At 54.2% G+C, this 14,795-nt stretch carries 14 protein-coding genes; 6 read left to right on the top strand and 8 right to left on the bottom strand.

Annotated elements, in window-relative coordinates:
- Nucleotides 1-233: 233 nt before the first annotated feature.
- Nucleotides 234-1,490, bottom strand: coding sequence for a winged helix-turn-helix domain-containing protein (locus tag TKWG_RS17145; protein ID WP_014752047.1), 1,257 nt, complete (start codon nucleotides 1,488-1,490; stop codon nucleotides 234-236).
- A gap of 250 nt (nucleotides 1,491-1,740) precedes the next feature.
- On the opposite strand from TKWG_RS17145, the gene TKWG_RS17140 reads away from it, so the two are divergent.
- The gene (locus TKWG_RS17140) at nucleotides 1,741-2,760 is read left to right on the top strand and encodes a hypothetical protein (protein WP_014752046.1); all 1,020 of its coding nucleotides are present in this window, start codon (nucleotides 1,741-1,743) and stop codon (nucleotides 2,758-2,760) included.
- 225 nt (nucleotides 2,761-2,985) lie between these two features.
- On the opposite strand, the gene gcvA is transcribed toward TKWG_RS17140, so the two are convergent.
- Nucleotides 2,986-3,888, bottom strand: a complete 903-nt coding sequence (gene gcvA / locus TKWG_RS17135) for a transcriptional regulator GcvA (protein WP_041709612.1) — start codon at nucleotides 3,886-3,888, stop codon at nucleotides 2,986-2,988.
- A gap of 99 nt (nucleotides 3,889-3,987) precedes the next feature.
- On the opposite strand from gcvA, the gene TKWG_RS17130 reads away from it, so the two are divergent.
- Together TKWG_RS17130 and TKWG_RS17125 are read left to right on the top strand one after the other, a co-directional pair.
- Complete coding sequence (locus TKWG_RS17130) at nucleotides 3,988-4,836, top strand: EamA family transporter (protein WP_014752044.1); 849 nt, start codon at nucleotides 3,988-3,990, stop codon at nucleotides 4,834-4,836.
- A 22-nt stretch (nucleotides 4,837-4,858) separates the two neighbouring features.
- Complete coding sequence (locus TKWG_RS17125) at nucleotides 4,859-5,752, top strand: alpha/beta fold hydrolase (protein ID WP_014752043.1); 894 nt, start codon at nucleotides 4,859-4,861, stop codon at nucleotides 5,750-5,752.
- 109 nt (nucleotides 5,753-5,861) lie between these two features.
- Here the strand turns inward: TKWG_RS17125 and TKWG_RS17120 are convergent, their stop codons facing one another.
- The 4 genes from TKWG_RS17120 to TKWG_RS17105 form a co-directional block, all read right to left on the bottom strand.
- Entirely contained in the window at nucleotides 5,862-6,836 is a 975-nt protein-coding gene (locus tag TKWG_RS17120) for a Bug family tripartite tricarboxylate transporter substrate binding protein (protein WP_014752042.1), read from the bottom strand.
- 42 nt (nucleotides 6,837-6,878) lie between these two features.
- Complete coding sequence (locus TKWG_RS17115) at nucleotides 6,879-8,357, bottom strand: sulfatase-like hydrolase/transferase (RefSeq protein WP_014752041.1); 1,479 nt, start codon at nucleotides 8,355-8,357, stop codon at nucleotides 6,879-6,881.
- Between the two features lie 15 nt (nucleotides 8,358-8,372).
- On the bottom strand, nucleotides 8,373-9,296 hold the full coding sequence (locus tag TKWG_RS17110) for a LysR family transcriptional regulator (RefSeq protein ID WP_081489331.1): 924 nt from the start codon (nucleotides 9,294-9,296) through the stop codon (nucleotides 8,373-8,375).
- A 423-nt stretch (nucleotides 9,297-9,719) separates the two neighbouring features.
- The gene (locus TKWG_RS17105; protein WP_014752039.1) at nucleotides 9,720-10,592 is read right to left on the bottom strand and encodes an alpha/beta fold hydrolase; all 873 of its coding nucleotides are present in this window, start codon (nucleotides 10,590-10,592) and stop codon (nucleotides 9,720-9,722) included.
- Between the two features lie 602 nt (nucleotides 10,593-11,194).
- Between TKWG_RS17105 and TKWG_RS17100 the strand changes: the two genes are divergently transcribed.
- From TKWG_RS17100 to TKWG_RS17095, 3 genes are all read left to right on the top strand, one after another.
- Nucleotides 11,195-12,115, top strand: coding sequence for a restriction endonuclease (locus TKWG_RS17100; RefSeq protein WP_014752038.1), 921 nt, complete (start codon nucleotides 11,195-11,197; stop codon nucleotides 12,113-12,115).
- A 3-nt stretch (nucleotides 12,116-12,118) separates the two neighbouring features.
- Nucleotides 12,119-12,367, top strand: coding sequence for a hypothetical protein (locus TKWG_RS22790; RefSeq protein WP_014752037.1), 249 nt, complete (start codon nucleotides 12,119-12,121; stop codon nucleotides 12,365-12,367).
- Between the two features lie 326 nt (nucleotides 12,368-12,693).
- Entirely contained in the window at nucleotides 12,694-13,506 is an 813-nt protein-coding gene (locus TKWG_RS17095; RefSeq protein WP_014752036.1) for a hypothetical protein, read from the top strand.
- Nucleotides 13,507-13,528: 22 nt separating this feature from the next.
- Here the strand turns inward: TKWG_RS17095 and TKWG_RS17090 are convergent, their stop codons facing one another.
- Nucleotides 13,529-14,545, bottom strand: coding sequence for an epoxide hydrolase family protein (locus TKWG_RS17090; RefSeq protein ID WP_202947731.1), 1,017 nt, complete (start codon nucleotides 14,543-14,545; stop codon nucleotides 13,529-13,531).
- Nucleotides 14,536-14,697: a hypothetical protein gene (locus TKWG_RS24135; protein WP_202947730.1), complete on the bottom strand. Its 162-nt coding sequence runs from the start codon at nucleotides 14,695-14,697 to the stop codon at nucleotides 14,536-14,538. Before TKWG_RS24135 ends, TKWG_RS17090 begins: the two co-directional genes overlap by 10 nt.
- Nucleotides 14,698-14,795: the final 98 nt, after the last annotated feature.

Raw genomic sequence — 14,795 nt, 5'->3', positions numbered from 1 at the left:
GCGCTGTTGCGCGGACGGTGCAGCACAGCGCGCTTAACGTAGCGCTTTATGGCCTGGGCCTTGTTGTTGCCGCAGTGCTGGACAATTGATGAAGGAGGCTGGCTATGGGTTGTGGTTCAGAGAACTCCACGTTTCCCAGGCTTGTTCAGCGCAAATTGAATTGCAGCCGGCTGATTCGTATTGGCAGAAAATTAGAACTGCGAAATGACACTTGTAACGCCGAACTATATTGACTACGCCCCGGCCGGTGCCGCCAGGTTCTCTACACGAAAGGCAGCAAGCAGCGGGTCAATTGCAGCAACCGGCGTAACGGCCAGGGACGACAAGCCGAGCCATGATGCCAAAAGCCTGAGTTCTTCGATCAGCCGTTCTATCGTGTGCGGCGGCGCATCGGGCTCGACGTGCGCGCGTTGCACGATCAGCGTGCCAGACTGGCGATCGCCCTTCAGATCCACCCGCGCCGCAATCGCACCATCCAGCAGAAAGGGCAGCACATAATAGCCATGCTCGCGCTTGTGCGCGGGCGTGTAGATTTCCAGCCGATAGCGAAAGTCGAACAGCCGCTCTGTGCGGGCGCGATGCCAGATCAGCGGATCAAAGGGTGAGAGCAACGCTGCGCCTTCGATCTTGCGCCCGGCACGCGCGTCCTTGTGCAGATAGGCTTGCTGTCGCCAGCCCCGCACGCGCACGGGAATGATGGTTCCTTCCTCCACCAGTTGCGCCAGCGGCCGTCGTACGTCCGCAGCGGGAATGCGGTAATAATCGCGCAGGTCCTCTTCGGTGGCAATGCCCAGGGCCTTGGCCGAACGGGCGAGCAGGGCGCGCTGTGCATCTACATCATTGGGCGTGGGCTGCGCCAGCACGGCACGAGGCAAGACGCGTTCAGGCAGATCATAAACACGCTCGAAACTGCCCCGGCGATGCGTTGAGGCGATCTGGCCCGACCAGAACAGCCATTCGATAGCATGCTTTACTTCGCTCCACGCCCACATCTCCTTGGCGGCTCCCTTGGCTGGTTTGTCGGCAGCGGGAGACAGATCGGAGGCTGCCAGGGGGCCTTCGGCGCCGATGCGATGCAGGATGGCATCCGCTTCGGTTCGCCTTGCTTTGGCGTAGGGTTGTAGCTGCGTCCAGACGCCCTCGCCACGAAGCGCGCGGTCCATGCGCCAGCGCAATAAAGGCTGGCAGTCCATCGGCAGCAGCGACGCCGCATGCCCCCAATATTCAAAGAAGCGTTTGGACTTTGCGAGTGTATCGGTGTCTAAAAGCGTGCGATCGTAGGAACCAAGGCGGGAAAAGAGGGGCAGGTAATGGGCGCGCACCAGAACGTTCACGCTGTCGATCTGCAGCACGCCGAGCTGCCCGATTGACCGGCGCAGGTGTGCAGTGTTGATGTTGCCATCACGGGCCAGGCCATTGAATCCCTGCGCAGTGAGTGCGATACGGCGAGCCTGGGCAGGGGAGATTTCCGACTTCGTTAACTTTGACATTAGTACAGCGCCTTGTTGCTTTTTCGGAGAGGCCGCAGGGTGTGCATGGGAGAGCGGCGGATTTTTTATTATAGATACGGAATAAATGACCGCCTGAGCAATGCGCGGGATGAGCGGAAAATAGTCGGGGACGGTACCCCCCAAAATGCGGTTTTGGTGCAAAGTTCCTGCGCCGCCTCAGCAGAGTGATAGAATAGCGCGCCACTCATATCAGGCTGAAACTACTTCAACACTCAATATCAACAAAAACATGAAAAAACTTGACTATCTTGAACAAAAAATAATGGCCGCTGGTCGGCTTGCCCTGGTCTTGCTGGGAGTGATCTTCCTGGCGTTTGCCATCTGGTGGGTTGTCCTGAGCGTGCCTAACGGCTGGCGGCTGTATCTGGCCGACAATGACCAGACCAGCGTACAGAAAGCCGCGGGCTTTACGCCCGATGCAAAGGCTTTTGAGGATGCGGTTCGCAGCACACAGGCCAGTACGACCGGCGAGGACGAAGACACGATCAAACTTCACGAAGCAATGAAAACGCAGGACATTGCTGCGCATTACGATAACATCATCCGCAAGATCCACGCCTTTGCCGATAGCAAGCCCGAAGAGCGCGCACGTATTGAAGCAGCCGCGCTAGAGAACGGCACGGTGCCGCTGGCTCCGGTGGAGTTTGAGGCCGTTGACAAGTACACGAAGCTTTGCGGTCCCGAGTCTGATGCAACGGCTGCCGCCGTCGAAGCTGCTGCTGCCGCCGTTGCCGCCGACGCCGCAGCGGCGGTTGACGCGCAAGCGGAAACCGCGGGTGAAGAGGCGCCGACTGAGGTGGACGTGCTCCCGCATTGCGGCAAGTCAACTGTACGCGGCACAATCGTGGAGAACCTCAATACCGTTCTGTACACTGCGGACAGCGACGAAGACAAGCTCGCCCTGCACAAAGCCTTTATCGCAGGTCTGGACCAAAGTGTGAGCGGCTATCTGGACGGCAAAACGCCGCGTGATTCCCTGTTCGCGCTGCCTGCTGTGCAGATTAGCACCACATTGATTTCATCTTTCTCAACGCAATTCTCGGAAAAACTCAATGCCTCGGACGCCGATGACCGCCTGGGCAACGAAATGGAAAAACTCATTAAAGGCGTCACGCCGCTAACTGTGCTGGCCAATCCGTTTGTGATCGGCGTGCTGGTGTTCCTGGTGGTGTTTGTTAACCTGATGATGATGCTGGCTGTAATGCGCATTGGGCGTCGGCTGGATCAGCAGCCAGATAACCAGTCTTAAGCCAGTATCCGGGAAGGGTAGAGCCGTTCCCAATTTATGATTTGCTGATAACACCCCGAAGATCTCACAGGTATGATCTTTGGGGTGTTTTGCTTTATAACAAGCGTAATAGGTGCATTGCGTGCCCTGCAAGCATTCAGTCTTGCCGTCGCATCAAAAAATGGATCAGAAGGCCAACGGGAGTAAATGTTCAGCTGATCAAGCGCACCGGTTGAGTGCCGCCGATCAGTCTCCAGACGGAGCGCATTTCCCCTCGCGCTCAAGCCATGCGCAAAACAGCATCACGACGTCGTCGGCAGACCGTTCGTCCGGAACATAAGCGCAATAACTGCGTGATGGCAGGCGTGGTCCGCTGAACGGTGCAATTAGCCGGCCGGCAGCAAGATCGTCTGATACAAGCGACGTTGGCCCCATGGCGATGCCCATGCCATCGATGGCCGCCTGCAACGTCAGGTAAAAGTGATCGAAGGTCAGCGTGCCCACCGGGGACAGGTCGTGAACCTGCGCCTTTGCCAGCCAGTCCGGCCACACGCGCGGCAGGCTTGTTGTGTGCAGCAACGTATGTTGTTGCAAGTCTTGCGGTTCACGCAGCGGCAGGCGCGCCAGGAGCGCCGGACTGCAAACCGGCAGCCGCTCCTCGGACAGGAACGGTCTCATCCAATAGCCATAGAACGTATCCGGGCCGCCCCGGATGATGACGTCATAAGTCTCCTTGATGCTTTCCACCGGCTCGTTCGAGGTCTCTACGCGCACGTCTATATTGGTGTGTTCGCTACGGAATTTCTCCAGCCGCGGCACCAGCCAGCGCAAGGTGAACGTTGCCGATGCATTCACCGACAGCGTCCGGGAGACGGTTGCGGGCACACCGTAGTTGGCTGTGGCCTGCGCCAGCTGTTCGAACAGAGGACCGATTTGCGCCAGATAGGCCCTGGCGTCTGCCGTGAGCACTACGCGCCGGTTATGTCGTTCAAACAATGGCGCGCCCAGCCATGCTTCAAGCAGGCGTACCTGCTGGCTTATCGCGCCATTGGTAACGTGCAGTTGCGCGGCCGCTTCCTTAAAGCTGCCCAATCGGCCTGCGGCCTCAAAGGCACGCAATGCATTTAGTGGTGGGAGTTTCTGTTTCATTCGAAATAGTTTATCTAATATGAAGTGGCAATTTATCTGGTTTGTTGCCCGAGCACAAGATAGATATACTTCTTACTACACTTTTGTTTCGGGGCCGGCATGCTCAGCTATGCTTATATTGGTGGTTTCGTTCTTCTTGCGGCGCTGCTTCATGCGGGCTGGAACGCGATGCTGCATGGCAATGGCGATCGCCTGCTGTCCATGACGTGGATGAGCGTGGCCATCGCGGCGGTCTCTACGGTTGTGATTTTGTTCGTTCCATTGCCGGCGCGCGCGGCCTGGCCGTATATCATTACCTCGGGGCTGGTACATATCGCCTACAACGTAAGCCTTGTGCGCTCGTACCGTCGTAGTGATCTGGCGCAAGCGTATCCGATTGCACGCGGTTCCTCGCCGCTATTTGTCACCCTGGGCGCGGCGCTCTTCGCCGATGAGGCCATCGGGCCTTTGCACGCCTTGGGCATCGTGATGATTTCGGGTGGCATTATTACGATTGCGCTGCAGGGGCGCCAGGTGTCGGGCAAGGGCGTGCTGGCTGCGGTGATGACGGGTGTGATCATCGCGTTCTATACTGTGATCGATGGCATTGGCGTGCGCTTGTCGGGTGGACAGGCGCTTTCGTACACGGCGTGGATGTTCCTGTTTTATTGGCTGATGCCTATTTTGTTTGTTGCCAGGCGTGGACTCGCAGCGCTGCTGACGCCGCTACGCACAGCGCCAAGGACAACTGGCATATCGATGATTGGCGGTCTGGTTTCCCTTGCGGCATATGGTATCGTGATCTGGGCGTTGCAGCAGGGCGCGATAGGCGCAGTATCGGCATTACGCGAAACCAGCGTAGTGTTTGCCGTGCTTATCGGAAGACTTTTTCTGCAAGAAACGGTAAATGCAAAACGCTGGCTCGCATGCGTGATCGTGGCGGGCGGGGCGGTTTGCCTGGGGCTTTGACAATAAACGAAAGGATGACGCCATGCTTAAGACAATAGCGACCAGGCAGCTTGAGATTGCCTACGACGAACAGGGCGATGCCGATGGGTGGCCAGTCGTTCTGCTACACGGCTTTCCTTATGACATCCAGTCTTTTGAGGAGGTCGCACCGCAACTGGTATCGCAGGGGGCACGCGTTATCACGCCGTTTCTTCGGGGGTACGGGCCTACCCGATTTGTTGATGAGACCATACCTCGCTCGGGACAGCAGGCCGCGCTGGGGGCAGACTTGCTGGCATTGCTGGATGCATTGAATATCGAACAAGCCGTGGTTGGCGGATATGATTGGGGCGGGCGGGCCGCCTGTATCGTGGCCGCGCTGTACCCGTCCAGAGTACGTGGTCTGGTGTCGGTGAACGGCTACAACATACAGGATATTGCCGCATCCGTGCAGCCGGCCAGTCCGGAAAAAGAGTATCGGCTTTGGTATCAATACTATTTTCATGGCGAACGCGGTCGCGCCGGGCTGACAGAAAACCGCCATAAATTCTGTAAACTCTTGTGGTCATTATGGTCGCCGACCTGGCGCTTCGATGAGAACACCTACGCCCGCTCCGCTGCGGCGTTTGACAATCCCGATTTCGTCGACGTTGTCATCCATTCGTACCGACACCGATTTGGGCTGGCTGATGGCGACCCGCTATTTGACGATATGGAAAGGCGCCTGGCCAGTGCGCCGGCCATTTCCGTACCCACGATTACCCTGGAAGGGGATGCCGATGGCGTGACGCCAGTGGCAGAGGGACAGGCAAACCTGACGCGCTTCACAGGACGTCATGAAAACCGGATCATCCCCAATGCGGGCCACAATCTTGCTCAGGAAGCGCCCGACGCCTTCGCTGCGGCTGTGCTGGATATTAACGACTGGGCAGGCTGATGCGCTGCACGCAAGGCAATTGCTCAGCGTTCAATCAGCGCCGTGAGGCCTTAATGCAGTGCCGCATGCCTACCTAAATATACTCGTCTCGTAATACTAATACCCACGTCTAAGACTGGGCTTTAATATTTTGTTCTCGGACCAGCTTGGTAAATTCCTCTTTTTGCTGTTTGATGAAGTCATTAAACGCTTTTTGGTTTGACGCTAAAAGCTGGATGTTCTGGTCAGCAAACTGTTTTTTAAGTGCAGCTTGTCCAAGAATGTCCGATAACGCCGAAGCAACACTGTTCACGATCTCTGTGGGTGTCGATTTTGGAGCAAATATCCCATGCCAGGAAGAAAATCGGTAATTTGCCACACCTGCTTCTGCGATGGTTGGGGCTTCGGGGAAGGCCGGAGATTTTTCACCCGAAACACCAAGCAACTGTAACCTGCCGGTTCGCACCAGCTGTGTCGCGGCACCATCAAGCATGACATCAACTTCTCCCGCAATGATATCGTTCAGCGCTGGCGCACTGCCCCGGTATGGAACGTGCACCAGCTCAATTCCGGCGTTTGCAGCCAACATTGCCATTGCAAGGTGACTAGGCGTTCCTGTCCCACCGGAAGCATAAGTCAGCTTGCCGGGATTGGCTTTAGCCTGAGTAACAAAATCCGCAAAGGTCTTCAGCCCAAGTTTTGGATTGGCGACAAACAATAACGAAACGCTTGTCAGCCTGGAAACCGTCACAAAGTCATTTTCAGGACTGTAGGACAGTTTGGGCAGGATTATTTCATTGATGACCTGGGTCGCGATATCACCCAACAGGAAGGTATAACCATCTGCAGCTTCGCGCGCGACTGCGGCGGCGCCAATAGAGCCGCCCGCGCCGGAGCGGTTTTCAATGACTACGGACTGCCGCAATTTTTCTGATAGCTGCTGTCCGATAGCCCTGGCAAGCAGATCTGAATTTCCGCCTGGCGGGAACGGCACGATAATACGAATCGGTTTTTCATTTGGCCATTTTGCGGCGCTGATGGCCACTCCTGGTGCGCAAGCGAGCGCGGCCATTAATCCCAGGACGTGGCGTCTGGTTGTTTTCACATTGTCTCCTTCGTCTTTCTGTTATTACAATCGTGTGGGTCTCTAGCCCGGGGAACCCACGGCACGGGCTGGGTCATCAAGTGGCGGCGGGGGGTAGTGAACGCCGCGTTGTCCCCCAAAATGTCGGTCTCCGTTACGAGCGGCATCAGGTGGGGAAAATCCGGCAAGTCGACCATCGATGATCCATTCATTGTCAATGCCCCAGGCGTGATCCATAAGTGCGCGCTCCAGCTTGCTTTGTACCTGGGTGAATTCATCCTTGCCGGCAAGATTAACGAGTTCAGTCGGGTCCGTCTCAAGATCAAACAGCTGGAGATGGTTACCGGCCGGGTACCAAATAAGCTTGAAACGACCGTCATGCGCCATGCGGGTGGCAAGAACATTCTCCCGACACTCTCCGAACAGGATGTTCCGCCGGGTATCTCCGAACATGGAGATGCCATCTACGGTGGAGGGAATGGGCAATCCCGCCAGTGATAACAGGGTAGGCATCACATCCTGAAGCCCCACCAGCCGATTATCGACATGATTGGCTTGCACGCTGTTGCTGCCCGATGCGCCGACAACCAGCATAGGCACTTGTGCGGAAGCTTCATAAAAGACGCGTTTGGCCCAAAGCCCAAAATCCCCCAACATATCTCCGTGGTCACTGCAGATCAGAATGACCGTGTTGTCCAGAACCTGCTCTTCGCGCAAGGTGCCGATCAGAACACGTAGTTGATGGTCGATATGGGTGCAAAGTGCGTAATAGGCGCGTCGAATTGCCTGTAGTTCATGGTTTTTGAATTCTGTTGGCCAATACCGCCTGGTCGCCGACAAGGCGGGGGGCAGTTCTCCTGCAGCCCAATCTGCGTGAAGTGGAAGATCTACGCGGTCCAACTCGTACATATTCATATACGCTTCCAATGGCACCAGAGGAGGGTGAGGGTGCGTATACGACACATGCCAGAATGCAGGCTTGCCGGGATCCCGCCGCTTGATCATCCGTGCTGACTCTCTGGTTATCCAGTTGGTGACATGCAGCCTCTCGTCCAGGTGCCAGGGTCTGAACAAATAATCATTGTTGTTCATGCCATGAAGAAACTGGGCGCCGGCATGTCCCTGATCTGCCAGGTACATGTCGTAATCATCAATGGCGCCAAGCTGGGGACGTCCTTCTTCGGCAAGCCAGATGTCATCAAAGCCCATTCGATCGCGTTGCGGGTGAACGTGCATCTTGCCAACGCCAAACGCCTGATAACCGCCATCCCTGAAGCATTGCGCCACTGTCGGAAAATCCGGCATGCCCAGGGATGGCTGAAACTGGCGATCACCATGGGATCGCGGCGTTGTTCCTGTCATCACTGTGCGCCGGGCGGGAATACAAATCGGACACTCTGAGTAGGCACGCGAAAATCTTGTACCCAGCCGTGCCAATTGGTCCAGTGTCGGCGTCAGAATGGTGGGATGGCCTGCGGCACGCATTACCTTTGCGGGCCACTGGTCCATCATCACGAACAGGATATTAGGTTGATCACGCATTCTCATTCTCTCTATTTATATCTTGCTGCGAACAGCGGGTTTGGCATCGGCCTTGAGCAGACCAATTGCCGATTGCTCGACAATTCGCAGCACTTCCCTGCATGCGGGTGTTAACGGTTTCGCAGAGGAAACCCGCAAGACAAGATTGCGCTGCAGCGCCGGCGAGACAATCTCGGCGGCTTGTAAAAAACCTTTCTCCACGTCCGAGCGAACCGCACTGATCGCCATAATGGCATATACGCCCGCGGTACGAATTAACTGCTTTTGCAAATCCAACGCATCACACTCGGCCACCACATTCAGGCTGATTTTTTTTCGATGAGCCCAATGCAACAGCAGGCCATGCAGCGCATAACGACCGCCCGGAACCAGCAAGGGCAAATTGTCCAACTGCGAGAAAGTTACCGTCTTGGCCCTTGTTATCACATCCCCGGGAGCGCCTACCAATACGTGTGGCACGCTGCCGATAGGAATTTCCTGGCTGCGATAGTCACGCGTATTCGTAGACAATAGGGCCAGGTCCAGCGTGCCGTTTCCAATACCTTCGGCCAACATACCGCTAAGTCCAGATGAAATTTGCAACTGGATTCTGGGGAATTTTTCCCGTACCGTCTTAAATACCTCTGTCACCAGCTGCGGAGAAATGGATGCCAGTACCCCGAAACGCACCTGTCCCGATGCCATGCGAGACTCACCGCGCGCTTCCAGCAACAGCTCATCTGCTTGGGCCAGCCATGCTACAACTTGCGGATAAAGGCGCTGTCCAACCTCATTCAAGCGAACTCCTCGAGCACCTCGTTCAAACAAACGGCCTCCGCACGCTTTTTCCAGTGCCGCAAGCTGCCGGCTTAATGCAGGCTGCGCTACATCGCGAACGGTAGCGGTAAGACTAAGGCTACCGAGGTCGGCTATCTGCACGAATAGCCGCCATTGTTCCATACTAGGTTGATTCAAGCTATAACTCCAAAGGCATAGGTAGTATGCCAATTATAATAATTCATGTCCCCCTCAATGACATCGTGCTGCGGGTTTCGGGTAATCGCTACAGTGAGGGGAGGATGTGGGAATGGAGTCGATAACGCATCCGCGGATCAGCGCGCGCAGCGTCAATAGGGCGTGTGCCTTGGTTATCAATAGTGGTGTGCTTGCGAGTACTGCCATGGGAGGATTAGTCAGCAGCCGTTATCGCCTTCGTATACTCAAATCTCCGTTTTTGAATGACGTCGTTCGGGGCGGCTGACGCCAACAGACCTATCTGTCGGTTGACGTCGCAATTCTCAAAGCCGAGAATCGCCGGGAGAACTTATGATGATTATGATGAAAGAAGCCAACCTGCAAGGCTCGCTTCCTTGCCTCGTTTGGTCACGGCTTGAGTGTTTTGATCCAGTTATCAAGCGCGTTAGCCAGTGCTTGTGGCTGCTCCGGTACCAGTGCGTGGCTGGCGTTGGCGATGACAACCGTGCTAATCCGAGAGCCGAATTCTTTTTTCATTTCCTGGCGGGTCGATTCCGGTTTGAAAGGATCCAGTTCGCCCTGTACTTCCAGTAATGGAGCGTGTCCGCCTGACCACCATTCCGACTGCGGGGTGGCCTTGCCCGCCGCGCGCTGGCTCTTGGCGACATTGCCATAGCTGCCGCTTAACCAGGAACGTGCATCATGCCCTTTGGCAAAAAAACCGAATTGCAATGCCGCCAGCCGCTGGGCTTCGGGGACGCTCTGGTCGGTAGCATGACGCACTTTTTCCACCAGCTCAGGCATGGCTTCCGGATAACTTTTGGCCGCGGCTGCAATAATGACGACACCACGTACTGCGTCCGGGTGATCGACTGCCGTCATGCGAGCGACCCAGTTGCCGAAAGCATGACCGGCAATAATGACGGGCTTTTTGGCAACCTGCTGGATAACCTGATTGATATCATCGGCCAGGTCATGCAGGGTAATGTTTTCTGTCGGGCCCTGGCTTTTGCCGATCCCACGTGGCTCCGGGCGAATAACCTGGTAGCCTTTTTGCTGCAGGAACGGCACCAGCGGATCAAAATCTTCTGCCCCCCGACCGCGAGACGGTAGCAGGACAATAGGCGTTCCGGTGCCATTGATAAAGACCTCGACCTTTGCTCCTTTCGGCGTCTGGATAACCTGAGTCTGGGTATCGGCAATTTTGCTGGCATTGGCGTGAACAGTAAAAACCTGCGCAGCAAGACCAATTCCTACTGCCAGCGACAATAGCTTATTCATTTTCGTCTCCGTCATTGTTTGTATGAGAACGACAAATGATGAGTGATTCCTCCGCCTGGCACCAGATGTTCAGATAGATTTCAGCTATAGGAAAATGGCATAACAAAATTTTTGCCTGTGTCAAGGATGCCATTTATCCTGATATGTCGAAATAAATCGTTTTTATCGACATATCAGACGAATATGTCGATGGCGTAAACATATTGACAGACCGGTTCTTTCTGTATGAGAGAGAGGAGTCGAATTTTCTGGCCGATCCTGCAACGGAAGAGGCCTTGCGCTATAGAACCGCGCTGTGCCGAGGATACCAGTCACTTAATTCAAGGCCGCTGAATACAGCTACTGCAGTTCAGATATGCCGATCAATCAAGGCGGTGGAAACAGATATCCTTGCGGCAGAATATAAGCTGAGCGGCGATGGCGCTCTCGTACCGCGCTGCAGGGTGTGGCGTTCCAGGCCATCGACGGAATGTACGGAGCACAATAAACGCCGAGATTGACGGAGTAAAATGGGGAACTATTGAAAATATCAGGAGACCGGGCGTAGTCCAGCAGCATCTGCTAAACTTTGTTTCAATTAGAAAAACCAGCCGGACGTCACCATGCCTGTGCCTACCTATGATCAATTTATAGAACCCATTTTGCGGTATTTGGCCGCGAATCCGAATGGCGTTCGTGCGAGAGACGCATACGACGCCGTGGCAGATGCGTTGGGTCTTGATGAGCCTCAGCGTCAGGAGCTGATTAGCAGTGGTCAACCAGTCTATAAGAATCGTGCCGGTTGGGCCCACGATCGGCTAAAACGGGCAGGTTTGTCTAGCAGTATCAGGCGAGGTTACTGGAAACTAACAGCAAAAGGTGCCGAGTATGCTGCACACCACGCATTTAAGCTTAATCCGACGGAGGTCGAACATCTGGCGATTGGCTATATGGATGTGAGGCTCAGGCAACTAAATGATGCCGTGCCAGTTGATCCATATTCGTCCGTCAGTCCTACCGCTCCGTCAGCGACTATTAGCCCGGATGATCGTTTGGAACAGGCATTAGCAGAACTTAGAGAAGCAACGGCCAATGAACTTCTTGAAAGTCTTCTTCAAGTATCTCCTGGGCGATTTGAAGTAATCGTGCTGGATGTGCTTCATCGTTTAGGCTATGGAACAAGTCGACATGATCTGCAGCGTGTGGGCGGATCAGGTGATGGTGGAATAGATGGCGTGATTTCGTTAGATAAGCTTGGCCTCGAAAAGGTATATGTCCAGGCCAAGCGTTGGCAAAGTACTGTTGGTCGCCCTGAACTACAGGCTTTTTATGGGGCTCTTGCCGGACAGAAATCCAAACGTGGCGTTTTTATAACAACTTCCGGCTTTACTGCGCAAGCTGTTGAATTTGGTAAATCTGTTGAGGGGATTGTTTTGGTCGACGGAATTCGCCTAGTCAATCTGATGATGGATCACGAAGTCGGTGTGTCGTCGAGAACTTTGAAAGTACCGAAGCTAGATACTGATTATTTTGATGAAGAGTGACAGATGATAAAGCGGGAAGAATTGCAAGATTGGGTGATCGCAGCATTGAAAGAGTCTGGAGGATCGGCCAGTATTGCGGAGGTTGCACGGCATATCTGGATAAATCATGAAAATGACTTGCTTGCTTCAGGAGAGCTCTTTTTTACTTGGCAATATGACATGCGTTGGGCGTGCACTCGTCTGCGGGAACGAAATATCGTGCAGGCAGCGGCGGAATCAAAACGCGGGATATGGACCCTTAGCCGTCTTTGATGGTCTTCTATGCATTAAAGAGAATCTAACAGTAAACGCGAGTCTTGCGGTGACCGCTTAAGCTGAGTATAAAGATCTCCATTTCGACAAAGAGTTTGACCTTTTTGTGAGCGACTGTCCGGAACAGGATTTTGAGTATTGCACAAATTGCTTGAAAGGAAAAAATTCATCGCCGCATAGTAAATCGTACAGTAGTTATGCGTCGAACAATCAGGAATGATAATAGATACAGATGACCTATGATTGTTGAAGGTTTGAATTATAGAAATTCAATAATTGAAGCAGTATATATAGTCGATTCCTAGTCGCATATTGAACTCAAGCGCATGAAGAGCTTTCCAATCTTTCGCATCCATCCCCTAATTCGCTCTCTTCCGTTTTCAGATGAGCTCTTGGCTGAAATTAACGCGGATAGCGATTTTTTGTCGTTCCTTGAGTTTTATAGTCTTCCGTTTGGCTACGATGAGTTCTTTCATTTCAAAAACTACATTCAAGAGCGCAATGTCACGGCGATATTAGAAGAAGCTCCAAAGTCAGAATCTAGTAAAATAGAACTAAGACTAATTGGCGCGGTGAAGCACACATTTGCGTATGGTCGCTTGTTAACGACGTTGGCTGGTAGGGGTGACTTGAACGCCTTAGAAATTCCTCATTTGTTTGAATCGGAAGACGATCTGAACGCCACATTCTCGTTACTGAAGGCGCATCGATACAAAAACGTCGATCAATTGCTTAGGAGCGTCATTGAGCTGGCGGTGAGACATGCTTACTTTTCTTTAGAAAATAGCTTTTCGTCTGAAAACCATAAAACGAAGTCACTTTCAATCACTAACGATAGAGATGGGCTTGTGACAAAGCTGATCTCCAAAAAGCTGCTGAACAATAACGAAGGAAAATTCATTATTGCGCTTTATAGAAGGCTTAGTATTGCAATTCATTCTGGATATAGATACCTCACGTACCCAGAGGAACCTGTTAATCAAAATAAACTGTTTCTCCAGTCCCTGTCCAATATGCAGGACGTGAGTCTCGCTTGCATATACATTATTCTGAATATGATGAGGGTCGATTTGAATAATAATATTTATCGTTACCGTGAACGTGACGCTTTTACCCGATCAAAAGCGAAGTATGTATAGCCTGCCTCGATCCGCGTCACATTCACCTAGCTTCCAACACCACCCCCAACCCCTCCCTCAAATCCCTAACAAACTCCCCCGGCACCTCCAACGACGGAAAATGCCCCCCAGCCTCAGGCTCCCTCCACCTCACAATTTTTTGATATCGTTCCTGCGCCCAAGGCCGCGGACACTTCTCAATATCCTTGGGATAGATGCTGATCGCCGTCGGCACCTCCACCTTCAGTTCCGGATCCAGCGAGTCATGGCTTTCATAATAAATACGGGCAGCCGATGCGCCGCTGCGCGTTAGCCAATACAGGGTGACGTTGTCAAGAATGCGATCTCGGGAAATCCGCTCGAACGGGCTGTCTTCGCTGTCTGTCCACTCATAGAACTTGTCCAGGATCCAGGCAAGCAGCCCGACCGGGGAGTCGACTAGCGCGTAGCCAATGGTCTGGGGGCGGGTGGCCTGCTGCTTGGCATACGCGGCGCGGTAGTGCCAGAAGTCGCGGGTTTGCTCGGTCCATTTGCGCTCGGCCGGCGTGAGGCTTTCTGTTGTCAGCCCCGGCGGCGCCTGCGCGAGCGTTGAGTGGATGCCAAGTACGTGTTCAGGGAACCGGCCGGCCAGGATGGTGGTGATCACGCCGCCCCAGTCGCCGCCATGGGCGACAAACTTGTTGTAGCCCAGTCTTCCCATCAATTCCACCCAAGTGGCAGCGATTTTCTCGGTTCCCCACCCGGTGGTGGTCGGCTTGTCGCTGTAGCCAAAGCCGGGCAGTGACGGGGCCACAACATGGAATGCCGGGGTTTCTGCGTCTTTGGGGTCTGCCAGTTCGTCAATGATATCGACAAATTCAGCAACACTGCCTGGCCAGCCGTGCGTCAGGATCAGGGGCGTGGCGTCGGTGCGCTGTGAGCGGCGGTGCAGGAAGTGGATTCCCAGGCCATCGATAGTCGTTCGGAACTGGCCGATCTGGTTTAGGCGTGCTTCGAACGCTCGCCAATCGTATTCTGTGCGCCAGTAGTTCACGACATCGATCAGGTCGGCTAGCGGCACGCCTGGTCCCAGCGGCGCGGGTCGGGCGCGGGGCGATAGACTGTCTCTGCCTCCGGCAGCCGCGCCGCGGCTAATCGTGCGCGCAGATCGTCCAGGTCAGCGTCGCTTGCGTGGGCTTCAAATGCGTGTATTTCGCTGGTCAGACTAGGCATGAGATCTCCTTGCGATTGTGGTTCCGGCCACGAGCTATTGCGAACCGGCTAAGATGGTTGTAACATGTCGTCAACAATAACGTCAACCAGCTAAGGTG

Source organism: Advenella kashmirensis WT001, assembly GCF_000219915.2.
Lineage (GTDB): Bacteria > Pseudomonadota > Gammaproteobacteria > Burkholderiales > Burkholderiaceae_B > Advenella > Advenella kashmirensis.
This window is presented reverse-complemented; position numbering and strand designations above follow the sequence as displayed.